At 73.8% G+C, this 22,666-nt stretch carries 22 protein-coding genes, 1 pseudogene and 1 riboswitch; of the genes and pseudogenes, 16 read left to right on the forward strand and 7 right to left on the reverse strand.

Annotated elements, in window-relative coordinates; genetic code table 11:
- The 4 genes and pseudogenes from FMM08_RS24160 to FMM08_RS17045 form a co-directional block, all read left to right on the forward strand.
- Nucleotides 1–145 (forward strand): annotated as a pseudogene (locus FMM08_RS24160) (lipoyl synthase); the annotation flags it as partial.
- 94 nt (nt 146–239) lie between these two features.
- Entirely contained in the window at nt 240–992 is a 753-nt protein-coding gene (locus tag FMM08_RS17035; protein ID WP_147927590.1) for a DUF4191 domain-containing protein, read from the forward strand.
- A 26-nt stretch (nt 993–1,018) separates the two neighbouring features.
- Entirely contained in the window at nt 1,019–1,624 is a 606-nt protein-coding gene (locus FMM08_RS17040; RefSeq protein WP_369431752.1) for an HAD-IA family hydrolase, read from the forward strand.
- Between the two features lie 141 nt (nt 1,625–1,765).
- A complete protein-coding gene (locus FMM08_RS17045) occupies nt 1,766–3,130 on the forward strand; it encodes an APC family permease (RefSeq protein WP_187279816.1) in 1,365 nt (454 codons plus the stop codon).
- A gap of 27 nt (nt 3,131–3,157) precedes the next feature.
- On the opposite strand, the gene FMM08_RS17050 is transcribed toward FMM08_RS17045, so the two are convergent.
- The 4 genes from FMM08_RS17050 to FMM08_RS17065 are packed head-to-tail and all read right to left on the reverse strand — an operon-like array spanning nt 3,158 to nt 6,173.
- Complete coding sequence (locus tag FMM08_RS17050) at nt 3,158–3,706, reverse strand: NUDIX domain-containing protein (protein WP_147927592.1); 549 nt, start codon at nt 3,704–3,706, stop codon at nt 3,158–3,160.
- Nucleotides 3,707–3,716: 10 nt separating this feature from the next.
- A complete protein-coding gene (locus FMM08_RS17055) occupies nt 3,717–4,121 on the reverse strand; it encodes a hypothetical protein (RefSeq protein ID WP_222710877.1) in 405 nt (134 codons plus the stop codon).
- 22 nt (nt 4,122–4,143) lie between these two features.
- Nucleotides 4,144–5,160: a helix-turn-helix domain-containing protein gene (locus tag FMM08_RS17060; RefSeq protein ID WP_147927593.1), complete on the reverse strand. Its 1,017-nt coding sequence runs from the start codon at nt 5,158–5,160 to the stop codon at nt 4,144–4,146.
- Between the two features lie 26 nt (nt 5,161–5,186).
- Nucleotides 5,187–6,173 (reverse strand): alpha/beta hydrolase, encoded by a 987-nt coding sequence (locus tag FMM08_RS17065; RefSeq protein WP_147927594.1) that lies wholly within the window; start codon nt 6,171–6,173, stop codon nt 5,187–5,189.
- Nucleotides 6,174–6,387: 214 nt separating this feature from the next.
- Between FMM08_RS17065 and FMM08_RS17070 the strand changes: the two genes are divergently transcribed.
- From FMM08_RS17070 to glnA, 4 genes are all read left to right on the forward strand, one after another.
- Nucleotides 6,388–7,773, forward strand: coding sequence for an ABC transporter substrate-binding protein (locus tag FMM08_RS17070; protein ID WP_147927595.1), 1,386 nt, complete (start codon nt 6,388–6,390; stop codon nt 7,771–7,773).
- Between the two features lie 2 nt (nt 7,774–7,775).
- Entirely contained in the window at nt 7,776–8,684 is a 909-nt protein-coding gene (locus tag FMM08_RS17075) for a carbohydrate ABC transporter permease (RefSeq protein ID WP_222710878.1), read from the forward strand.
- Complete coding sequence (locus FMM08_RS17080; RefSeq protein ID WP_147927596.1) at nt 8,681–9,505, forward strand: carbohydrate ABC transporter permease; 825 nt, start codon at nt 8,681–8,683, stop codon at nt 9,503–9,505. The genes FMM08_RS17075 and FMM08_RS17080 overlap by 4 nt, the downstream gene beginning before the upstream one ends.
- 175 nt (nt 9,506–9,680) lie before the next feature.
- Nucleotides 9,681–11,105: a type I glutamate--ammonia ligase gene (gene glnA, locus FMM08_RS17085; RefSeq protein WP_147927597.1), complete on the forward strand. Its 1,425-nt coding sequence runs from the start codon at nt 9,681–9,683 to the stop codon at nt 11,103–11,105.
- 99 nt (nt 11,106–11,204) lie between these two features.
- On the opposite strand, the gene FMM08_RS17090 is transcribed toward glnA, so the two are convergent.
- A complete protein-coding gene (locus FMM08_RS17090) occupies nt 11,205–11,990 on the reverse strand; it encodes a hypothetical protein (RefSeq protein ID WP_147927598.1) in 786 nt (261 codons plus the stop codon).
- 183 nt (nt 11,991–12,173) lie between these two features.
- Here FMM08_RS17090 and FMM08_RS17095 point away from each other — a divergent pair, with 183 nt between their 5' ends.
- Entirely contained in the window at nt 12,174–12,962 is a 789-nt protein-coding gene (locus FMM08_RS17095; protein ID WP_147927599.1) for a CPBP family intramembrane glutamic endopeptidase, read from the forward strand.
- 33 nt (nt 12,963–12,995) lie between these two features.
- A riboswitch (SAM riboswitch) is annotated at nt 12,996–13,105 on the forward strand.
- A 57-nt stretch (nt 13,106–13,162) separates the two neighbouring features.
- On the forward strand, nt 13,163–14,527 hold the full coding sequence (locus FMM08_RS17100) for an MFS transporter (RefSeq protein ID WP_147927600.1): 1,365 nt from the start codon (nt 13,163–13,165) through the stop codon (nt 14,525–14,527).
- Nucleotides 14,528–14,559: 32 nt separating this feature from the next.
- Here FMM08_RS17100 and FMM08_RS17105 read toward each other — a convergent pair whose 3' ends face one another.
- Nucleotides 14,560–15,570, reverse strand: a complete 1,011-nt coding sequence (locus tag FMM08_RS17105) for a LacI family DNA-binding transcriptional regulator (RefSeq protein ID WP_147927601.1) — start codon at nt 15,568–15,570, stop codon at nt 14,560–14,562.
- 157 nt (nt 15,571–15,727) lie between these two features.
- Between FMM08_RS17105 and FMM08_RS17110 the strand changes: the two genes are divergently transcribed.
- From FMM08_RS17110 to FMM08_RS17125, 4 genes are read left to right on the forward strand one after another with little or no spacing between them, the layout of a single operon-like run.
- Entirely contained in the window at nt 15,728–17,029 is a 1,302-nt protein-coding gene (locus FMM08_RS17110) for an MFS transporter (RefSeq protein ID WP_147927602.1), read from the forward strand.
- 18 nt (nt 17,030–17,047) lie between these two features.
- Entirely contained in the window at nt 17,048–17,806 is a 759-nt protein-coding gene (locus FMM08_RS17115; protein ID WP_147927603.1) for a sugar phosphate isomerase/epimerase family protein, read from the forward strand.
- Between the two features lie 31 nt (nt 17,807–17,837).
- Nucleotides 17,838–18,662 (forward strand): sugar phosphate isomerase/epimerase family protein, encoded by an 825-nt coding sequence (locus FMM08_RS17120; protein ID WP_147927604.1) that lies wholly within the window; start codon nt 17,838–17,840, stop codon nt 18,660–18,662.
- The gene (locus FMM08_RS17125) at nt 18,659–19,828 is read left to right on the forward strand and encodes a Gfo/Idh/MocA family protein (RefSeq protein WP_147927605.1); all 1,170 of its coding nucleotides are present in this window, start codon (nt 18,659–18,661) and stop codon (nt 19,826–19,828) included. Before FMM08_RS17120 ends, FMM08_RS17125 begins: the two co-directional genes overlap by 4 nt.
- A 69-nt stretch (nt 19,829–19,897) precedes the next feature.
- On the opposite strand, the gene FMM08_RS17130 is transcribed toward FMM08_RS17125, so the two are convergent.
- Complete coding sequence (locus FMM08_RS17130) at nt 19,898–21,574, reverse strand: FAD-binding dehydrogenase (protein WP_147927606.1); 1,677 nt, start codon at nt 21,572–21,574, stop codon at nt 19,898–19,900.
- 130 nt (nt 21,575–21,704) lie between these two features.
- Here FMM08_RS17130 and FMM08_RS17135 point away from each other — a divergent pair, with 130 nt between their 5' ends.
- Complete coding sequence (locus tag FMM08_RS17135; protein WP_147927607.1) at nt 21,705–22,133, forward strand: TlpA family protein disulfide reductase; 429 nt, start codon at nt 21,705–21,707, stop codon at nt 22,131–22,133.
- Nucleotides 22,126–22,593: a DUF4395 domain-containing protein gene (locus tag FMM08_RS17140; RefSeq protein WP_147927608.1), complete on the forward strand. Its 468-nt coding sequence runs from the start codon at nt 22,126–22,128 to the stop codon at nt 22,591–22,593. Before FMM08_RS17135 ends, FMM08_RS17140 begins: the two co-directional genes overlap by 8 nt.
- Nucleotides 22,594–22,666 lie beyond the last annotated feature (73 nt).

The following is a 22,666-nucleotide window of genomic DNA, read 5'->3' on the forward strand; positions in this document are numbered from 1 at the left end:
CTCCTACCGCGCGGGGCGGCTGTACGCGGCGGCGCTGGCCGCCCGCGGTGGGAGCCTGCCGGCACACCTGGCCCACCTGGGCGCCGCCTCAGCCGCCGGCCCCGCCCGCCAGGAGGCGTCCGCGGTGCTCGCCCGCTTCAGCTGATGGCCCGCTGGAGCTGACAACCCTCCGGACGGCCGTCGCCTGGTCGCCGCACGGCGGCCGGGTGGCGTCCGAGAGCGCGCCTAGAATCTCCGCCATGGCCCGCCGCTCCGACCCCGCGCCCTCGTCCGCCCCGGCGGAGGGGCGTCGTCGAGGGCTCTTCCGCCGCAAGCCCCGCACCGGTCCCGGTCGCATCGCGCAGATGCGCGAGGTCTACCGGATGACCGCCCGCGTCGACCCGTCCACCAAGTGGTGGATGCTCGGCGCTCTCGTCATCCCGTTCGCGGTCTTCGAGGTCGTCGGCGTCCTCACCGGCCACTGGATCTACTTCGGCATCATCGGGCTGCTCTTCTCGGTGCTCGCGGCGCTGTTCGTGCTGGCGCGCCGCGCGGAGTCCGCCGCCTACAAGAGCCTCGAGGGCCAGCCCGGCGCCGCCGGAGCAGCCCTGCGCACGCTGCGACGCGGGTGGCTGGTCGAGGAGGAGCCGGTCGCGATCGACCCGCGCACCCGCGACGTCGTCTTCCGCGTGGTCGGCCGCCCCGGCGTCATCCTCGTCTCCGACGGCCCGGCGCCCCGGGTGAACCGCCTCCTCGAGGACGAGAAGCGCCGCACCGCCCGGGTGCTGCGCGACGTCCCGCTGCACACCATCCAGTGCGGCCGCGGCGAGGGCCAGACTCCGCTGCCCAAGCTGCCGAAGAAGGTCCAGCGCCTGGAGCGCAAGCTCACCAAGCAGGAGGTCGCCGAGGTCACCAAGCGCCTCAAGGCGCTCGGCGGCGTGCGGCCGCCCATCTCCAAGGGCATCGACCCGTTCCGCGCCCGGCCTGACCGGCGCGCGGTGAGGGGCCGCTGACCAGCGACGCACCGGGCGCGCAGCGGATCCGCGCGCTCGTCGTCGACGTCGACGGCGTGCTGCGCCGCTGGGACCCCGACGAGTGGGCCGACGCGGAGGCGCGCGCCGGGGTCCCCCGGGGCGCCCTGTACCGGGCGGCGTTCGACAGGCCGGCTCTGCGCTCGGTCGTGACCGGGCAGACGACCGACCGCCAGTGGCGCGAGGGCACCGCCGAGCGCCTGGCGCAGGCCCACGGCGTGCCCCTGGAGGCCGCCCGCGACGTCGTCGCCAGCTGGTCGGCCTCCGCCGGCGAGGTGGACCCGGGGGTGCTCCAGCTCGTCCGGGACCAGCGCAGGAAGCGCCGGGTGGTGCTGCTGAGCAACGCCACGGACCGGCTCGACACCGACCTCGTCCGCCTCGGCGTGGAGGACGAGGTGGACGGCGTCTACGCGACCTGGCGCATCGGCCTGGCCAAGCCGGACCCCGCCGTGTACCGGCACGTCGCCGCCGACCTCGACCTGCCCACCGCGGCGTGCGCCTTCGTGGACGACTCCCCCCGCCACGTGGCCGGCGCCGAGGCCGCCGGGATGGTGGCGCACCTGTTCACCGGCGCGGCTGACCTGGGGGCCTTCCTCGCGCGACTCGACAGCTGACCATGCCTCGCAGGTACCGGAGCGCTGCCTGGAAAGCATCGGCCAACTGCCGGGACGTCTCTGGACAGGCGCTGCCACGACCCCGAAAGTTGCCCGGGCGCTCCAGTGCGGGAGCGCTCCACGTGGGCGTGAGGAGCAGCGATGACGGCGACGAGCACCCCGGCCGCCGGGGCCGGCACCAGGGGCGGGGGCCTGACCCGCAGCCTCGGCCTGATCGCCCTGGTCGGGCTCGGCCTGGGCTACATGACGCCCACGGTGGTCTTCGACACCTTCGGGATCGTCTCGGACACCACCGGCGGGGCGGTGCCGTCGGCCTACGTCCTGGCGCTGGTGGTCATGGCGCTGACGGCCACGAGCTACGGCAAGCTCGTCTCGGTCTTCCCCTCGGCGGGGTCGGCGTACACCTACGTGCGCGAGGCGATGCACCCCAACCTCGGCTTCATGGTCGGCTGGTCGTCGCTGCTCGACTACCTGCTCCTGCCGATGGTCAACGCCCTCATCGTCAAGCTGTACGTGGAGCAGGTCTTCCCGACCGTGCCCAGCTGGCTGGTGGTGGTCGTCTACACGGTCTGCACCACCACGCTGGTGGCCATCACGATGCGCGGCACGTCCCGGGTGAACCTCGTGCTGCTGGCCGCGGCCATCACGGTGATGGCCGTCTTCGTGGTCATCGCCAGCTACCAGCTGCTGCAGGGCGAGGGCGCCGGCACGCTCGTCAGCACGCGCGCCTTCGCCGGACCGGAGACGACGCTGCCGCTGGTCCTCACCGGCGCCACGGTCGTGTGCTTCTCCTTCATCGGCTTCGACGCGGTGACGATGTACGCCGAGGAGGCCAAGACCCCCAGGACCCTCCCCCGGGCGATCATGCTGACGGTGCTGCTGGGCGGCGGGATCTTCCTCGTGGCGGCGTACGTGACGCAGCTGCGCTTCCCCACCAACGCGCCGTTCGGCGAGTTCACCGACGACCCGCTGCCCCAGATCGGCCACCTCGTGGGCGGCCCGCTGTTCCAGGCGCTCCTCGTGGGAGCGGCGTTCGTGGCCACCGTGGCCTCGGGCCTGGCCTCGCACGCCAGCGTCGCCCGCATGCTGCTGGTGATGGGTCGCAACGGCGCCCTGCCCGGTCGCGGGCTGCGCTGGATCAACCCGCGCACGCACACCCCGGTGGTCAACATCATCATCGTCGGCGCCGTGTGCCTGCTGGCGGTGGACTTCTCCCTCGAGCTCATCTCGGCCTGCATCAACTTCGGCGCCCTGGTGGCGTTCACGTTCGTCAACGCCTCGGTGATCGCTCACTTCGCCGTCCGGCGGCGCGAGCTCCGCACCGCCGGGGAGTGGGTCCGCAACGCGATCGTCCCCGGCGTCGCGACGCTCATGACCGTGCTGCTGTGGACCCAGCTCCACAGCGACGCGCTCATCGCCGGCGGCGTGTGGGCCGCGATCGGCCTGACCTACCTGCTGGTCTACACCCGCGGTCTGCGCCGCCCGATGGCCTCGCTCGAGGAGTAGGGACGACGACCTCTCGACCGGGGGGGGTCAGCGGCCCTCGTGGGCCGCGAGGAGCGTCAGCGCCGCGAGGGTCATCGCGTCGACGAGCCGGCCGTCGCTGATCATGGCGGCCAGCTCGTCGCGGGAGACCCAGCGGGTGATGAGGTCGGCCTCGGACTCCTCCAGCTGCTGCTCCCCCGGGGTGAGCCCCTCGGCGAGCCAGGCGTGGCCGCGCTGGGAGGCCATGCCGGCGGCCAGGTCGACGCTGCCCAGCGGGGTGAGGCGCGCCGCGCGCAGGCCGGTCTCCTCGGCCAGCTCGGCGCGGGCGAGGTCCTCCAGGGACCCGGAGGCGCCGGCGGGCCAGGTGCCCTGCGGGAACTCCCAGCGGCGGGCGCCCACCGGGTAGCGGTACTGCTCGACGAGCCACCACCCCTCGCCGGGCCCGTCGGCGGCGGTGGTGCGGGGCAGCACGATGCAGAAGTCGGGCTTGTCCACCACCCCGTACACGCCGGTGGTGCCGTCCTCGCGCCGGACCAGGTCCTCTCGGACGCTGATCCAGGGGTTGGCGTACACGACGCGGGTCTCGACCTGCTCCACGACGACGACGCTAGCGCCGGCGCAGCAGCGCGGTGCCGGCGAGCCTGTCGTGCAGCTGGCGCCCGTCCCCGCCCGGCAGGAACGCGGGGAGCACCAGGGCGACGAGCACCGCGCGCAGCAGCGCGGCTAGCGGCGGCGGAGGCGTCGTCGTCGTGACGAGCCGGTGGACGCGCAGGCCCACGAGGGCGTGCCCGAAGCTGCCGCCCAGGGTGGCGACCAGCAGCACCTGCTCGGCCACGAAGAGCAGCAGGGTGGCGAACGGGTCGTAGTCGAAGAACGCGAACGAGACGAGCGAGCAGGCCAGCCAGTCCACGACGATCGCGATGACGCGCCGCCCAGGGGTGGCCATCGAGCCGGGGCCCGCCTCGGGCAGACCCAGCCCCTGACCGGGCCAGGCGTCCACGGGTGCGCTCACCCGCCCCAGGCTAGGCGAGGGGTCAGGCGGGCGTGAGCCGGTGGAGCACCAGCGCGGCGGTGGCGCGGGTGCGGCCGTCGGCGGTGGCCAGGCGGTAGCCCAGCAGCTCCTCCAGGCGTCCCAGCCGGGTCTGGACGGTGGAGTGGTGCAGGCCCAGCACCGCGGAGGCTGCGCGGCTGCTCTCGGTGCGCACCACGGCTTCCAGCGTGTCCAGCCCCCACGGCTCGCGGGCGGCCTCGCGCAGCGCCACGACGTCGGGGTGGGAGGCGCGCACCGCAGCCGGTACGTCGGCCAGCAGGCTGAGCGCACCGAGCTCCTCCCACCGCACCACCGGCGCGATGCGCGAGGCCAGCCGCAGGGCCACCAGCGCCTGGGACCACGACGCCGGCAGGTCGTGCAGGCCGACGGCGCTGCCGACCCCCGCCAGGCAGGCGGAGGAGAAGCGCACGGCTTCGACCAGCGAGGCCCGGACGTCGCCGTCCGGGGTGGCCAGCACGGCGCTGCGGCGGCTGAAGGGCGCCGGTGCGCCGGCCGCCGAGGCGACCACGTGCACCCGGGCGCCCTCAGGCAGGCGCAGGCGGCGGGCGGCCTTGCGGCGGGCGTCGTCCGAGGAGGTCGACAGGAGGATCTCGACGGCGCCCGCGTCGTCGTCCAGCGCCACCGGGGAGACCCGCTCGAGGGTGAGGTGGACACCGGCGGCGAGCCGCTCCAGCAGCACGCCGTCCAGGGAGCTGGGCACGGGGCGCTCCACCCACACCACGGCCCCGGAGCCGTCGTCGAGCAGGTGGTGCGGCCAGCGCTCGGCCTGGGCGGGGTCGGTGACCGGATCGGTCGGGCGCCCGTCGGCTCCCACGCGCAGGTGGAGGCGGTGCTGGGGGTGGGCGAGCCCCGCGGGGTGACCGGCCAGGACGGCGGCACCGCGCAGGAACGACTCCAGCCCCGCGCCCCGGCCGAGCAGGGTGTCGAAGTGGAGGATGATCTTCATGGCGGCGCCGGCGTCCTCGTCGAGGGCGCTGAGCCGCTGGATCAGCTCCTTCACGGTCGCATCACCGGGTCATCGTCCCCTCAGGGCCTGCCGCTGACGCCGAAGACCCTGTCGAGCCAGTTGCGCGCGGAGTGCAGCGCCCCCTGCGCCAGCACCGTGTGCTCGAAGGTGCCGAAGCCGTGGACGCCGCCGGACCACACGTGGAGCTCGGCCTGGCCGCCGTGGGCCCAGGTGCGGCTGGCGTGCTCCACGGCCTCGTCCCGGAAGACCTCGGCGCTGCCGACCTCGACGAACGCCGGTGGCAGGCCCGAGAGGTCCTGGGCGCGCGCGGGGGCGGCGTAGGCGGGCACGGCGTCCGTGCCGTGCAGCGGCCCCAGCAGCGAGCGCCACGCCAGCTCGTTCTCCACGGCGTTCCACATGCCGGTGGGGTACTGCCGGGTGGAGCAGGTGGTGCCGCGGTCGTCGAGCATCGGGGCCAGGAGCAGCTGCCCGGCCAGCTCCGGGCCGCCCCGGTCGCGGGCCATGAGGGCGGCGGCCGCCGCCAGCCCCCCACCGGCGCTGATGCCGGCGAGGACTCCCGCGGCCGGGTTCAGCCGCAGCTCCTCGGCGCGCTCGGCGAGGTGCAGCAGCCCCGCGTAGACGTCCTCCTGGGGCACCGGGTACGGGTGCTCCGGGGCCCTGCGGTACTCGACGGTCGCGACCACGGCGTTGTATCGCTCGACCCAGTCGAGGAAGACGTCGGCGCCGCTCCAGCGGGTGCCGAGCATCATCCCGCCGCCGTGCACGAAGTACACCAGCGGGCTCGTGGCGGTCCGGTCCGGTCGGTGCACGAGCGTCAGCGGCACCGGGGCGCCGTCGTGACCGGTGGCGGTCAGCTCGGTCCGGACCAGCCCCAGGTCGACCACCCGCTGCTGGGCCAGCTCGGCGGCGGCGTCGTCCTCGGCGCGCTTGAGCGGGATGTCGGCCTCGGTGATGGGTGAGGGGGTCTCGAGCTGCACCGCGAGCGCGGCCGCGACCTCGGGGTCCATCGGCGGTGCGGGCACCAGCCCGTTGGCAGACGTCGTCATGTGCTCACCAGACCTCGTCGAGGCAGCGCGGGGCCGTCGGTGGCCCGCGCCGGGCGTCCAGCCTCGGACACGGCGGCGCGCAGCGGGAAGCCGCCACCGCGACGGAACCGCCCCCCGCCAGCGCGCCACGTGGCGGTTGTCCACCCACCCCCGCCGCGCGGAGCCTTGGTGGCGCCGGGTGACCACCGCCCCGCGCTGCCAAAGGAGGCACGAGATGTCCCACACCCCCGCCGCGCCCAGGGCCGCCCGGCTGCTGCGCCGCCCCGCCGGCGTCGCCGCGCTGGCCGCCGCCGGACTCCTGCTGGCCGGGTGCTCCGCGCCGGGCAGCGACACCGCGGCCAGCGGCCCGTCGTCGACGTCGACCCTGGCCGCCGGCCAGAAGCCGAGCTGCGGCACCGAGCCCGTGAAGCTGTCGGCGTACATCGAGTCCGGCTTTCCCCTGCCGAAGGCGCTCTTCGACGAGTTCACCAAGGCCAACCCCAACGTCACCTTCGACGTGCGCGAGGACCAGTTCGCCGTCATCACGCAGAACGCGCCCCGCGTGCTCGCCGACAACCCGCCGGACCTCATGCGCCTGCCGCAGATGTCCGAGCTGGCCAAGGACGGGCTGCTCAAGGACCTCGACCCCTACGCGAAGGCCTTCGGGTGGGACCAGTGGCCCGCCTCCCAGCTGCAGCAGCTGCGGGTGGGGTCGAACGGCGAGCGCGGCGACGGCGCCCTGCAGGCGCTCGGCCTGAACTTCAGCATGACCGGCGTCTTCTACAACAAGGACCTCGCCGCGAAGATCGGCATGACGCAACCGCCGACCACGATCGCAGAGCTGGACGACGCCCTGGCCAAGGCCAAGGCCGCGGGCATCACCCCCATCCAGCAGTTCAACGGCGGCGCCACGGGCGGTCTGCTGTTCCCGCTGCAGAACCTCATGGCCGCCTACGGCTCCCCCGGCGACCTCAACGACTGGATCTTCAACAAGTCCGGCGCCACGATCGACACCCCGCAGAACCTCCAGGCCGCGCAGAAGCTGGAGGAGTGGATCAAGGCCGGGTACTTCGCCTCCGACGTCAACTCCGTCGACTACCCGACGATGATGAGCCGCTTCATCGGCGGCGACGGCCTGTTCATGTTCGACGGCGACTGGGAGTCCGCCAACCTCGACGAGCAGATGACGGGCAAGGCCGGGTTCTTCCTCATGCCGGCCCAGGAGGCGGGCGGCAAGCAGGCCGCGATGTCGGCGCCGCTCACGTTCGGCATCGCGAACAAGGCGCCGCACGCCGACTGCGCGGCTGCCTTCCTCGACTGGGTGGCCACCGACCAGCAGGCCCGCACCACCACCGTGCAGGTGGGCGGCTCGCACCCGATGGGACCCGCCGACGCCTTCATGCCTCCGACCGAGGCCAGCTCGGTGACGGCGCAGACCCTGGAGGCCGGCGCCAAGATCACCGCCGACGACGGCGCGATGGACTTCCTCGCCAACGCCACCGGCGCGATCTACGCGCAGAGCTGGACGCCCAACCTGCAGAAGATGGCGGCCGGCCAGCAGACGCCCGACGGACTGCTGAAGAGCGTGCAGTCCGACTACGAGAGCCAGGTCGGGAACTGACCTTGGCGCTCCTGACCCGGTCCGCCCGCCGCCCCGCGCGGCGGCGGGCGGCCGCCTGGGCGGGCTGGCTGTTCGTGCTGCCCGCGCTGCTGTTCTACGGGGTCTTCGTGCTGCGCCCGATCGCGCTGACGCTGCAGTACTCCCTGTACGACTGGAACGGCATCGGGCTGGCGCGCTTCGTCGGGGTGGACAACTACGTCCGCATCCTCACCGACGAGCGCCTGCTCAGCCCGATCCTGCACGCCTTCGAGCTCATCATCTTCTTCAGCGCCGTCCCGGTGGTGCTGGGACTGCTCGTGGCGAACACCATCCGCGGCATCGCCACCACCCGGCTGGCCGGCGTGGCCCGGACCGTGGTCTTCATGCCGCAGGTCATCCCGCTGGTGGCCGCCGGCATCATGTGGAGCTGGCTGCTCTCGAGCACGGGCCTGGTCAACCAGCTCCTGCGGGCGGTCGGCCTGGGGCAGCTGGCGCGCGCCTGGCTCGGGGAGTTCGACACGGCCCTGCCCGCCGTCGGCCTCATCGGCGCCTGGGTGCTCCTGGGGCTGTGCACCGTGCTGCTCCTGGCGGGCATGGGCAAGATCGACACCGCGCTCTACGAGGCGGCCCGCCTGGACGGCGCCGGACCCGTGCAGGAGTTCTTCGCGGTGACCCTGCCCGGGCTGCGCCAGGAGATCGCCGTGTGCGTGACGGTGACGGTCATCGCGGCGCTGTCGAGCTTCGACATCGTCTACATCTCCACCCAGGGCGGCCCCGGCGGCGCCACCAGCGTGCCGGGCCTGCAGATCTTCTACCTCGCCTTCTCCCAGCGCGAGGTGGGCCTGGCCAGCGCCCTGGCGATGGCGCTCATGGTGCTCGTCGTCCTCGTGGTGCTTCCGGTCCAGTGGGTCACCCGCAGGGGCGAGGAGTGATCGTCTCGCGCCGCGAGGCGCTGCTCGGACGGGTGCTCCTCGTCGTCCTCATGGCCGTGACGATCGTGCCGTTCATCAGCCTCTTCGTCACCGCGCTGCACCCCGGTGGCACCTACCCGCAGGGCATCACGTGGCCCGAGGACCCGCAGTGGGGCAACTTCGCGCGGGCCGTCGAGGCGGCCCAGATGGGCAAGCTGCTCGGGTCCACGCTGCTCATCGAGGTGGGGGTGGTGCCTGCGGCGCTGCTGTTCGCCACCATGGCCGGCTTCGCGCTGGGGCAGCTGCGCATCCGGGGCCACCGCGTGCTGCTGGTGCTCTTCCTCCTGGGACTGACGCTGCCCTTCGAGGGCGTCGTCATCCCGCTGTACTACCAGGTGCGGGAGATGGGTCTGCTCGGCACGCGCTGGGCCATCGTGCTCCCGCTGCTGGGGCTGTACATGCCGTTCGCCGTGGTGTGGATGCGGGCGCACTTCGCGACCGTGCCCGCCGAGCTGTCCGAGGCCGCGCGCGTGGACGGCGCAGGGCTCTGGCAGCTCTTCTGGCGCATCCACGTCCCGCTGGCCCGCCCGGCGCTGGCGAGCCTGGGGATCCTGCTGTTCCTGTGGACGTGGAACCAGTTCCTGCTGGCGATCGTCATGGTGGACGACCCCACCCGGCGCACCATGGCGGGGGCCCTGGGCGCCTTCCAGGGCCAGTACGGCACGGACATCCCCCTGCTGTGCGCGGGGTCGCTGCTCATCCTGGCGCCCACCCTGCTGGTGTTCTTCGTGTTCCAGCGGCAGTTCGCGGCGGCGCTGCTCGCCGGCGCGGTGAAGGGCTGAGACACCCTGCACCACCCCTGACCGGCCGTCGGCGCCGGGCCGATCTCCGGCGCCGACGGCCACCCCCGTAACGTTCCCGAAATGCCGGCGTCACGTGCCGGAGACGCGTGCTCCCTAGCGTGCGACGACGGCAGACGCACCAAGACGTGCCAGCGCGACCCCCCGAGGAGGGTGGATGTTCAAGGACGCGAACGAGGTCACCAGGTACATCAGCGACAACGACGTCAAGTTCGTCGACGTCCGCTTCTGCGACCTGCCCGGTGTGATGCAGCACTTCAACGTGCCCGCGGCCACCGTGGACGAGGACTTCTTCACCGAGGGCCAGATGTTCGACGGGTCCTCGATCCGCGGCTTCCAGGCCATCAACGAGTCGGACATGAAGCTGGTGCCGGACCTCGACACCGCCTACGTCGACCCGTTCCGCGTCGAGAAGACGCTGAACATCAACATGCACATCGTCGACCCGATCACGGGCGAGCCGTACAGCCGGGACCCGCGCCAGATCGCCGCGAAGGCCGAGGCGTACCTCAAGAGCACGGGGATCGCCGACACGGCGTTCTTCGCGCCGGAGGCCGAGTTCTACATCTTCGACGACGTGCGCTTCAAGACCTCCCAGCAGGAGGCCTACTACCACATCGACTCCATCGAGGCCGCGTGGAACACCGGTCGCGTGGAGGAGGGCGGCAACCGCGGGTACAAGACGCCCTACAAGGGCGGCTACTTCCCGGTCCCGCCGACCGACCACTACTCCGACCTGCGCGACCAGATGAGCCTGGCGCTCGACGCACAGGGCCTCGGCGTGGAGCGCGCCCACCACGAGGTGGGCACCGCCGGCCAGACCGAGATCAACTACCGGTTCGACACGCTCGCCAAGTCGGCCGACAAGATCATGCTGTTCAAGTACATCATCAAGAACGTGGCGTGGGAGGCCGGCAAGACGGTCACCTTCATGCCGAAGCCGCTCTTCGGTGACAACGGCTCGGGCATGCACGTGCACCAGTCGCTGTGGAAGGACGGCTCGCCGCTCTTCTACGACGAGTCCGGCTACGGCGGTCTGTCCGACATGGCCCGCTGGTACATCGGCGGTCTGCTGCACCACGCTCCGTCGCTGCTGGCCTTCACCAACCCGACGGTGAACAGCTACCACCGCCTGGTCCCGGGCTACGAGGCCCCGGTGAACCTCGTGTACTCGGCGCGCAACCGCTCCGCGTGCGTGCGCATCCCGATCACGGGCTCCAACCCCAAGGCCAAGCGCATCGAGTTCCGCGTGCCGGACCCGTCGTGCAACCCGTACCTGGCGTTCTCCGCGATGCTGCTGGCCGGCATCAACGGCATCCAGAACCGGATCGAGCCGCCGGACCCGGTGGACAAGGACCTGTACGAGCTGCCGCCCGAGGAGCACGACGCCATCGCGCAGGTGCCGGGCTCGCTCGGCGCCGTCCTCGACGCGCTCGAGGAGGACCACACGTACCTCACCGACTCCGGGGTCTTCACCGAGGACCTCATCGAGACCTGGATCGAGTACAAGCGGAAGAACGAGATCGACCCGATCCGCTTCCGGCCGCACCCGCACGAGTTCGAGATGTACTACGACATCTGACCTGCGCGAGCGCATGACCGCGGTCTCCTGACCGCGGAGCCGGGCCCGCACCACCCGCCCCCCCGCCGGGGACGGGTGGTGCGGGCTCGCTGCGTCAGGTCACCCGGGCCCGACGAGACCGCGCAGCGCGTCCAGCGGCTGCAGGGCGGAGGCAGCGCTGAGGGCGCAGACCAGCCCGAAGACGACGACGGCGAGCGCCGCGACCACCACCAGCACCAGCGCCCGTCGGCGCACCGCACGCACCAGCACGGCCGCTGCTGCCGCAGTCAGAGCACCCGCCGCGCACGCCCCGGTCCAGTGGTAGCGGGCCACCTCGTCGACCAGCACGCTGAGCGACGCTGACGGGGCCGCCCCAGGACCTGCCACCACCAGCGCTCGCACCTGCGCGGCCGCTGCTCCGGGGCCCTGGCCCGCCGCGCCCTCCGGCAGGAGCGGGAGCAGCGCCGCCAGCGGAGCTGCGGTGGCCTGGACGTTCAGGACCAGCAGGCCCGCAGCCGCGACGACGGCCACCAGCCCCACCGCCTCCGAGACCGCCCACCACACCGCCGTCCGGCGACCAGCCGCCGATCGGCGGTGCCGCAGTGCAGCGCCGAGCAGGCCGGTGATGGCCACCAGCGCAGCGCAGACCACCACCTTGGTCGCGTGCCACCAGGACCACAGGTCGACCAGCTGCCCGAGAGCGCCGGGCAGCGCGCCGTCTCCGCTGCGGAGGAAGTCGGCGAGGGCGGGAGCGAGCGCCGCTCCCAGAGCGTGCGGATCGCAGGCCGCCACGCACCGGGCGCTGAGCAGGGCGCGCGGTCCGGCGACGAAGGCCACCACGAGCACCGCCGCGACGGTCAGCAGCACCGGCAGCGCCCAGCGGCCTCGCAGGAGGGAGGAGGTCATACCCGTCATCGCACCGCCGGCGGAGAGGGCGCGGCGTCCACCGGAGGTCCCACCGGGCGCCGGGGCCACGCCCCCCGGGGCTGACGGCCGGGCCTGGCAGGGCGCTCCGCACGGTGGACGCGACGGCGGGCGCCACGGCCGCAGCCTGGGCCGGTCCCTGACCGCCGCCCCGGAGGCCGCCCCGTGCTGACCCGCCTGCCTGACCGCGCCGCCGCGCTCGTCTTCGTCGCGGTTGTCCTGCTCACCTCCGCTGCGACCTCGCGGGTCGCGGAGGGCCTGGTCCTGGCGCTGTCGCCCGCCCTGACCGTGCTGGTCATGCTGCTCGTGATCACCCGTGAGGGCTGGACGCGCGAGGGGTGGCGCAGGCTCGGGCTCGGGCGGGCCGGGCTGCGGTGGTGGCCCGCCGCCGTCGCGAGCACCGCCGGGGTCTCCCTGGTCGCCTGCGCCCTCGTGGTGACCCTCGGGTGGGCACGCCTGACGGGACCGACGGACGACGCCGCCGTCGTCCTCGTCAGCCTGCTGGTGACGGGGACGCTGCTGGCGCTGTGCGAGGAGGTCGGCTGGCGCGGCTACCTGCAGCCGCGCCTGGTGACCTGGCTCGGTCGCGGCCGCTCGTTCGCCGTCGTGGGGGTGGTGTGGGTCGCGTGGCACCTGCCGTACGTGCTCCTGACGCCCTGGTACCACGCAGCCGGTGACCGCTGGGTGGTGCTGCCGCTGTTCTCGGCCAGCGTCCTGGCCTTCTCCGCCCTGTTCGGGGTGCTGCGCGAGAGGTCGGGCAGCACGTGGCCAGCGGTGGTCGGGCACGTCGCCCACAACGCCGCCTTCGCCTGGCTCGCCTCGTCGGTGGTGACCGCCACCGACCCCGTCGTCGCCGACGAGTACCTGGCCGGCGACACCGGCCTGTTCGTGCTGGTGGGCACCACGGCAGCGGCGGTCGTCGTCGCCGGGCGCGGCGCGCGGGGCAGCCGTTGACATCGAGATCCACGCCTGGCTAGGTTCCGTCCCGGTCACGAGTTCCAGCACTGAGCCCCGGCTTGCTGGGCGGCAACCCTCCTCGTCGTGGGGTGCCCCGGGTGATGACCTGACCTGCGCCGACGCGCGGGTAAGGACGGGCACCCCCATGACTGCTCCCTCCCTCCGTCGGCGCTTCGGCTACGGCACGGAGGACTCCCATGGCATCTCGGCTCGATCTCACGCGCTGGAGACACACCCACACCCGCATCGCCACCGCCCTGGGCATCGGCTGGATGCTCGACGCCTTCGAGGTGCAGATCATCGGCTCGGTGATCCCGGGCATCCAGTCGGAGTTCGGCCTCGGCGCCGACCAGGCGGTGACCATCAACGTCGTCTGGTTCCTCGGCATCGCCGTGGGCGCGCTCGGCTTCGGGTGGCTGGCCGACCGCGTGGGGCGCAAGCGCCTGTTCGTCGCGACCCTGCTGGTGTACTCGATCGCGGCGGTCGCCAGCGCCGCAGCGCCCACCTACGAGGTGTTCGTGGTGCTGCGGTTCATCACCGCCCTCGGCGTGGGAGGTGAGTACTCGGCCATCACCTCGGCGATCTCCGAGTTCACGCCGGCGCGCAGCCGGGGCCTCAGCAACGGCCTGGTGATGACGTTCTGGGCGCTCGGCGGCATCCTGTCGTCGCTCGTGTCCATCCTGGTCATCTCCACCTTCGGCCTGACCTGGCGCTACACCCTGCTGTTCGGCGTGGTCAGCGCCGTCTACGGGCTCCTGGCACGGCGCCTCGTGCCCGAGTCGCCGCGGTGGCTGGCGTCGCGGGGCCGCCTGGCGGAGGCCGACGCCGTCGTCGTCGAGATCACCGGCCAGACGAGCCCCGACGGCTACGTCCTGCCGCCCTCGCGGGCCCGAGGGCGCGGGGCCCTCACCGAGCTGTGGCAGCACCACCGCAGCAAGCTCTTCTTCGGGATGGCGCTCGACTTCTCCGAGGCCGCGGGCTACTACGGGCTCTTCACCGCGATGAGCGTCTTCGTCTTCTCCTCCGCCTCCGGGGCCGTGCCCATCTCCGACGCCGCGCTGCCCTGGTACTTCCTGGTCGCCAACGTCGGGGCGCTCGCGGGCGGCGTGCTGGTCGCGTGGGCCCTGGACGCCCTGGGCCGCAGGCCCTCGGTGGTCATCAGCTACAGCGGTGCGGCGCTCAGCATGCTCGGGTGCGCGGCGGCGGCCGCGACGGGCTCCCGCGGGCTCGTGCTGGCGGCGTTCACGGTGGCGGCGTTCTTCGCAACCTGCGCGTGGGTGTCGGCGTACCCGACGTTCTCCGAGCAGTTCCCCACGCACCTGCGGGCCACGGGCGTCGGCGCGTCGGTCGGGGTGGGGCGCATGGGCGCCGTCATCGGACAGGTGCTGCTGGCCGAGGTGGCGCTGGTCTTCTCGGTGACCTCGATGTTCGTCCTGCTCGCGGCGTTCTGGCTGATCGGCGCGGCGGCGGGCGTGACGTGGTTCGTCAAGGGCAACGAGGCGCGGGGCGTGACGCTCGGCGACCTCGAGCTCGACCGCGTGCCCGCCACCAGCGGCGCCTGACGGAAGGGCTCCGGCGCCACCTCCGCTCCTCGTCAGGCGGACTCGCGGACGACGAGGGAGATGGCGTCGGAGCGGGGCCGCGGCGGAGGCCCCTCCCCCACCACCGCCTTCAGCACGGCGCTCACGATGTGCTCGACGAGGGCGCCGGCGTCCTGCCGGACCGTGGTCAGCGGCGGAGCGGCGAGGGCGGCCAGCGGCACGTCGTCGACGCCGATGACCGAGAGGTCTCCCGGGGCGGACAGCCCCAGGGCGCGCAGGCCGGCGAGGACGGCGAAGGCGACGTCGTCGTTGTAGGCGCAGACGGCCGTGACCGGCGGTGACTCCGCGAGCCAGGCCTGCACCGCGCTGCGGGCGCTCTCGGCGGTGAGGTCGACCTCGCGGACGGACGGGTCCGCCAGGCCCAGGTCGAGGGCGGCGGTGCGGACGCCGTCGAGGCGGAGGTCGCGGAAGGCCGCGACACGGGGGTCGGCGGGGGCCGCGTAGCCGGTGCGGCGGTGGCCGGTGGCCGCCAGGTGCTGCAGCTGCAGCGCCCCGATGGCGGGGTGGGAGACGGTGAGCACCCCGTCGTCGGCGTTGACGCGGGCCTGGAGGGGGACGCTGACCAGCGGGATCGCGTGCTCGTCCAGCGCGTGCCGGTCGCCGTCGGCGACCCCCTCGAGGCTCACCACGGCCGCCGGGGTGAGCGAGCGCCAGAGGTCGGCGAGCGGGCGTCCGCCGCTCGCCCTGCGGATGAGGAGGGTGAGGTCGCGCTGCTCCAGCCCGTGCGTCAGGCCCTCCACGACCGCGGCCACCGCGGGGCCGATGGGCCAGTCGGGCAGCACGAAGAGCACCACGTCGCTGCGACCGGTGCGCAGCGCGCGAGCCGCGGCGTGCGGCGCGTAGCCCAGCCGCTCGACCGCGGCGCGGACGCGCTGCCGGGTGACCTCGGGGATGGCCTGGCCGGGGGTGTCGTTGAGGACGTAGCTGACGGTGGCCTGAGAGACGCCGGCCTCGTGGGCCACGTCCGTGGCCGTCACGCGGCGCGCGGCGCGGCGGCGGGTCATCCCGACATCCTTCCGCGGCACCGACACCTCCCTGGACGTGAGCACCGTCCTTGACGTGGGCGCACCTCAAACCCTACCGTCCGGTAACTGATACGCATAAGCCCCTGCGCGGGGCCGCACGATCCCCACCCGATGACGCGTGTTGAGGAGCAGCAGCATGACCGCCACGGCAGCACCCGACCCCGGGGCCGACCAGCTCGAACGCCCCGGGAAGGGCTGGTTCTCCGAACCGACCGTGCCGGTGGGCCCGCGGTTCACGACCGCGCTGGTCGCGGCGCAGCTGTTCTTCTTCATCGCGCTGCTCGGCCCGGCCATCGTCGGCATCGCCGTCAAGGTCAACACGATCGTGCCGGAGGCCGGTCGCACCGAGGCCGTCGCCGTCGTCGCGGCCTTCGGCGCGGCCGCCGCCTTCCTGGCCAACGTGGTCTTCGGCCGCCTGTCGGACCGCACCACCTCGCGGTGGGGCCGCCGGCGCCCGTGGATCGTCGGCGGGACCGTCGTCATGACCCTCGCCTTCGCCGTCATGGCGCTCGGCACGGACGTCGCGACCGTCACCGCCGGCTGGTTCCTCGCCCAGGCCGGCGCCAACGCCGCCCTGGCCCCCTTCGTGGCCACGCTGGCCGACCAGGTGCCGCAGCTGCAGCGCGGCACGGTCGCTGCCGTCATCGGCATGGCGCAGAACGTCGGCATCTACGGCGGCACGCTGGTGGCGCAGTTCTTCCAGGGGAACCTGCTGCTGATGTTCGTGGGCCCGGCGCTGCTCGCGGTGATCGCGATGGCCGTCTACGCCGTCGTCCTGCCCGACCAGGTGCTGCCCGCCAAGCCCCCCCGCATGGGCCTGCGGGAGTGGGCGCGCACCTTCTGGGTCAGCCCCCGCAAGCACCCCGACTTCGCCCTGGCCTGGTGGTCGCGCTTCCTCATCACTCTCGCGACCTTCATGTTCACCACGTTCCGGCTCTTCTACATGGAGGACCGCATCGGGCTGGACGCCGGCAGCGCGGTGGCCGCCGTCTCCACGGGCGTGCTCATCTACACCGTGGTGCTGCTCGTGGTGGCCCCGCTCGCAGGCTGGGTCTCCGACCGCACCGGCCGGCGCAAGGCGCTCGTGGCAGGTTCCACCCTCGTCTTCGCCGTGGGCACGGCGATGCTCACCCAGGCCAGCGACGTCAGCCACTTCTACCTCGTCGAGGCGGTGCTCGGGCTGGCCTACGGCATCTACGTCGGCGTGGACCTGGCCCTGGTGGTCGACGTGCTGCCCGACCCCGACGACTCCGGCAAGGACCTCGGCGTCTTCAACATGGCCAACGCCCTGCCCCAGACCCTGGCCCCCGCCCTCGGCGGTGCGCTGCTGGCCGTGGGGAGCGCGACCGGCCAGAACTACGACCTGCTGCTCTGGGTGGCGGTCGCGGCGAGCGTGGTCGGGGCGCTGGTCGTCCTGCCGATCCGGTCGGTGCGCTGACGTGACCAGCACCCAGCGGTGACGGCGCCGGTCTCGGTGGACGTGTCCTGCCTGCTCGGGGACGCCGGAGGCGACCCGGCGGCCGCGGTGCACCGGGCGGTGGCCTCCGGGTTCACCGCGGTGGAGCCGTGGGCCTTCGACCAGCACGTGGACGCCTATCGGACCGCCCTGCGCGCCAGCGGAGCCAGCGCCCCCTCGGGCCGGGCCTCCACCCTCGACGCCGAGCGGCCGGACGACGTGTTCGACGCTGCGCTGGAGCTGGGGATCGGCGTCGTCGTCGACGGGTGCACCGACGCCGGGCGCTGGTCCAGCGCCGAGCGGGCCGCCCAGCTGGCAGCGCGCGTCAACGACCTCGCCGCCGCAGCGCACGCCCGGGGGCTGCGCCTCGCCTACCGCACCGGGAGCGTCGAGCTGCGCAGCACCGTCCACGGGACCCACGCCCTGCACGTCTTCGTCAGGCAGCTCGACCCCCGGGTGGGGCTCGACGTGGACGTCTTCGCCGCCAGCGCGGCCGGCACGAACGCCGCGCTGCTGCTCCAGGTGCTCGGCGAGCGGGTGCGGATCCTGCACCTCACCGACGGCTCCTTCGACTCCCCCGCCCCCCGCCAGCGACCGCTCGGCTGGGGCGGGCTCAACCTGCCGCGCATCCTGCGCGCCGCACCGCAGGCCGCCCGGGTCCTCACCTTCACCGACCCAGCGGCCGACGTCACCGCCTCCCTGCGCCGCTCCCTGCGGTGGCTGCAGGCGCACGAGGACCAGCAGACCCACCAGCCCTGACGACCACAGCACCACCGACGGAAGGACCACCATGAGCACGCCGCAGATCTCCGTGCAGCTGTACACCGTGAAGGACGCCCTCGACGCCGACCTCGAGGGCACCGCCGCCCGCCTCGCCGGCCTCGGGCTGGACACCGTGGAGGCCTTCGACTTCGTCCGCCGCCCCGCAGAGCTCAAGGCCGCCTTCGACGCGCACGGCCTGCGCGCCCGCACCGGCCACGCCTTCCTCCTCAGCGAGGAGATCACCAGCCCGGACGGGACCGTCGGGAAGCTCCCCACCCTCGACGAGACCCTCCAGGCCGCGAAGACCCTCGGGGTGGAGGTGGTCATCGACCCGTTCACCACCGCCGACCGCTGGCAGACCCGCGAGTCCGTGGCCGCCATGGCCGACCGCCTGAACGACGCCGCCGAGGCCGCGCAGGCCCACGGCCTGCGCGTCGGCTACCACAACCACGACCACGAGCTGCGGGCGCAGATCGACGGCCGTCCCGCGCTGGAGGTCTTCGCCGACCTGCTCGACCCGCGCGTGCTGCTGGAGGTGGACCTGTACTGGGCCACCGCCGCGGGCGTCGACGCCGCCGCGCTGCTCACCCGCCTGGGGAACCGCGTCGTCGCCGTCCACGCCAAGGACGGACCGATGCGCGAGGGCATCTCCACCGCGGAGCTCCCGCGCGACCAGGTGCCCGCCGGACAGGGCGACGTGCCGCTGGCCGCCGCGCTGGGCGCCGCGAGCGCCGCGCAGTTCGCCGTCATCGAGTTCGACCACTACGAGGGCGACCTGTTCGAGGGCATCGCCGCCAGCCGCGCCTGGCTGGCCCAGACCCTGCCCCAGGTCCAGCAGGGGGCCTCCGCATGAGCAGGAGCGGCCGTGTCGGCGTCGGGTTCATCGGCGCCGGGATGATCTCCGAGCAGTACCTGACGCACCTGACCCGCTTCCCCGACGTCGAGGTGCTCTTCATCTCCGACATCGACACCGCCCGCGCCGCGGCGCAGGCGGCGAAGCACGGGGTGCCCCGTTCGGGGACGGTCGAGCAGCTGCTGGCCGACGACGAGGTCGAGATCGTCCTCAACCTCACGCTGCCCGCCACGCACGTGGAGGTCTCCACGGCGGCGCTGCTCGCCGGCAAGCACGTGTGGACCGAGAAGCCGATCGGGCTGACCCGCGAGTCCGCCCGCGGCCTGGTGGACCTGGCCCGCGAGCGCGGGCTGCTGCTGGGCGTCGCGCCCGACACCGTGCTCGGCACGGGGTGGCAGGCGGCCAAGCGCGCGATCGAGGCCGGCGTGATCGGCACGCCGCTCACCGCCACGACGACGATGCAGTACCAGGGCCCGGACGTCTTCCACCCCAACGCCTCGTTCCTGTTCGCGCACGGCGCCGGGCCGCTGTTCGACATGGGCCCGTACTACTTCACGGCGCTGGTGCACCTGCTCGGTCCGGTGGCGCAGGTGGCGGCGATGGGCACGCGCGCGCAGGAGACCCGTCACCTGCAGGTGGGCCCGGGCACCGGCCAGCCCTTCCCCGTGGAGGTGCCCACGCACCTGTCGGTGCTCGCCTCCTTCGAGGCCGGCGGCCAGGCGCAGTCGCTGCTGAGCTTCGACACCCCGCTGCTGCGGCAGGGCGTCTTCGAGGTGACCGGCACCGAGGGGACGATGGTGCTGCCCGACCCGAACACCTTCGGCGGCGGGCACGCGGTCCGGGTGGCCCGGCCCTTCGCCCCGACCGACTTCACCGACGGCGGCTCCCTCGAGCAGGTCTGGGAGACCGTCCACGAGGCCGAGCCCGAGGCCGGCCGCGGCCTGGGCGTGCTGACCATGGCGCGGGCGATCCGCTCCGGCGGGGTGCACGTGGCGACCGGTGAGGTGGGTCTGCACGTCCTGGACGTCATGCTCGCGTCCCTGGAGTCGGCGCAGACGGGGCGCTTCGTGGAGGTGGGCTCCAGCGTCGACGCCGTGCCCTCGCTCCCGGAGGGCTTCGACCCCTTCGCCGCCACGGTGGGGGCCCCGGCGCTCAGCGGGTCCTGACAGAGCCCCGCGCCGCCGGTTCCTGGACCGCTGGGGGATCCAGGAACCGGCGGCGCGGTTCCCCGCACCTCACAGCGAGGCCGCGAGGGCGCGCCCCACCGTCCGGCCCGTGAACAGGCACCCGCCCAGGAAGGTCCCCTCGAGGGCGTTGTACCCGTGGGCCCCTCCCCCGCCGAAGCCCGCGGCCTCGCCCGCTGCGTGCAGGCCGGGGACGGGCTCACCGTCGAGCCCCAGGGCGCGGCCGGTCAGGTCGGTCTGGATCCCGCCGAGGGACTTGCGGGTCAGCACCCACAGCCGCACGGCGATGAGCGGGCCGTGGGCCGGGTCCAGCAGGCGGTGCGGTGGCACCGTCCTGAAGATCCGGTCGCCGAGGAAGCGGCGGCTGTTGCGGATGCCCATCGCCTGGGCGTCCTTGGCGTACGGGTTGGTGACCTGGCTGTCGCGCAGCCGCACCTCCCGCTCCACCCGCGCCGGGTCGAGCAGCGGGGAGCCGGTGAGCGCGTTCATGCCCTCGACGAGCTCGGGCAGGGTGTCGGCCACCACGAAGTCCTCGCCGTGGTCCTTGAAGGCCTCGACGGGCCCGGGCGCCGACCGCCCCAGCCGCGAGCGCAGCAGGAGGGCCAGGTCCCGCCCGGTGATGTCGGGGTTCTGCTCCGAGCCCGAGAGGGCGAACTCCTTCCTCACCGTCGTCTGGTCGAGCACGAACCAGGAGTGGTCGTGGGCGGCGAGGTCCGGGGTGGTGCGCAGGATCCGCAGGGTGCCGAGGGTGTCGTGGCCCGGCAGGCCGGGGGCGGGCAGGCGGCGGCCCAGCGCGTCGAGCCACAGCGAGGACGGCCCCGGCAGGATCCGGATGCCGTGGCCGGGCCAGATCGGGTCCCAGTTGCGCAGGCCCTCGGTGTAGTGCCACATCCGGTCGCGGTTGACCAGGCGCGCGCCGCTGGCCGCGGCGACCTCGAGCATCCGCCCGTCCACGTGCTCGGGAACCCCGGTGACCATGCGCTCCGGCGGCGTCCCGAGCCGCTCCGGCCACCACCGGCGCACCAGGTCGTGGTTCCCGCCGATCCCTCCGCTGGCGACGACGACGGCGCCGGCCCGCAGCTCCACCTCCCCCACCGCGTCGCGGTTCGACGGCGCTCCGCGGGGCGCGTCGTCGGGGGCGAGCACCGCTGCGCGGACGCCGACCACCGCGCCGCCCTCGACGAGGAGCTCGTCGACGCGGTGGCGGAACCGCAGGTCCACCCGCCCCGCCTCGGCGGCGGCGCGCACCCGGTCGGCGAACGGCTCGGAGATGCCCGTCCCCGTGCCCCACGGCACGTGGAAGCGGGGGACGGAGTTGCCGTGACCGCCGGCCGTGAGGTCGCCGCGCTCGGCCCACCCGACCACGGGTGTGAACCTCACGCCGTGCGCGTGCAGCCACGCCCGCTCCTCGTCGGCGGCGAACTCCACGTACGCGCGCCCCCAGCGCTGCGCCCACGCGTCCTCGGGGTGCTCGCCGTCCAGGCGGTCCCACCCGGCCGAGCCCTGCCAGTCCTGCCAGGCGAGGTCGAAGGAGTCGCGCACGCCCAGGCGCCGCTGCATGGGCGTGTCGACCATGAAGACGCCACCGAAGGACCAGAAGGCCTGGCCACCGAGGTTCGCGGCGCTCTCCTGCTCGACGAGGAGCACGCGGCCTCCGCGCCGGGTCACCTCGCAGCAGGCGACCAGCCCGGCGAGCCCACCACCGATGACGATGACGTCAGCGTCCACACCCCGATCCTCGCCCCGCGCGTCCACGCCGCGCACCGGTGGTCACCGAGCGCGACCCCCGCTCCCCCGACGGGCGGAGGCCCCGGGGAGCGGCTCCCACCGGGACGACCACGCCTCCTACGATCTCGGCGTGCCTGCTGGGTCGGCCGTCACCGTGCTCCTCGCCGTCGTCGTCGTGACGCTCCTGCTGGGGTCTGTCCTGCGCAGCCGCTCCGGGCGCGCCCGGAGCGGAGCCGGAGACGCCGACGGTCTCGCACCGGCGGCGGCCTTCGGCGCCCGCGCCACCCTCGTGCAGTTCTCCACGCCCACCTGCGCCCGCTGCCCGGCCACGGCCCGCCAGCTGGACCGGATCGCCGAGCAGCACCCCGGCGTGGCGCACCTGGAGATCGACCTGACCGAGCGCCCCGAGCTGGCCTCGCGCTTCGACGTGACGCAGACCCCGACCGTGCTGGTGGTCGACGCCGACCGCGCCGTGCGCACCCGCTTCGGCGGCCCACCCCGACCCGCTGACGTCTCGACGTCGCTGACCGCCGTCCTGGAGGAGGTCGCCCGTGCATGACGCCCAGGGCCTGGACCCGCGATCCCCGCGCTTCGGGGCCGCCATCACCAGCGTTCTGCTGGCCGTGACCCTGGTGCTGGCGCTGACCGACGGCACGCAGGCGGCCGGCGTGGTGCTCCTGGCGGCCCTCGCGGGGCTCTTCGCCTGGGGCGGCTTCGCCGGGATCCGCCGGCACCCGTACGCCGCCCTGTTCCGGCGCTTCGTCCGTCCCCGGCTGGAGCCCCCGGGCGAGCTGGAGGACCCGGCGCCGCCGACCTTCGCCCAGCGCGTCGGGCTGGTCATCACCGCCGCCGGTGTGCTGCTGGCGCTGGTCGGCGTGCCGTTCGCGGCGGCCGCCGCCGCGGCGGCGGCGCTGGTGGCGGCGCTGCTCAACGCCGCCTTCGACATCTGCCTCGGGTGCCTGCTGTACGTCAGGCTCCTGCGCGCGGGGCTGGTGCGCTCGCCCCGACAGACCGCCTGAGGACCGTCCCTCACGCCAGGTCACGGATCACTCACGTCTGGCGGGCCTCCCCCCGGATCGGCCCAGGTGGACC

The sequence above is a fragment of the Quadrisphaera setariae genome (assembly GCF_008041935.1).
Classification (GTDB): Bacteria; Actinomycetota; Actinomycetes; order Actinomycetales; family Quadrisphaeraceae; genus Quadrisphaera; species Quadrisphaera setariae.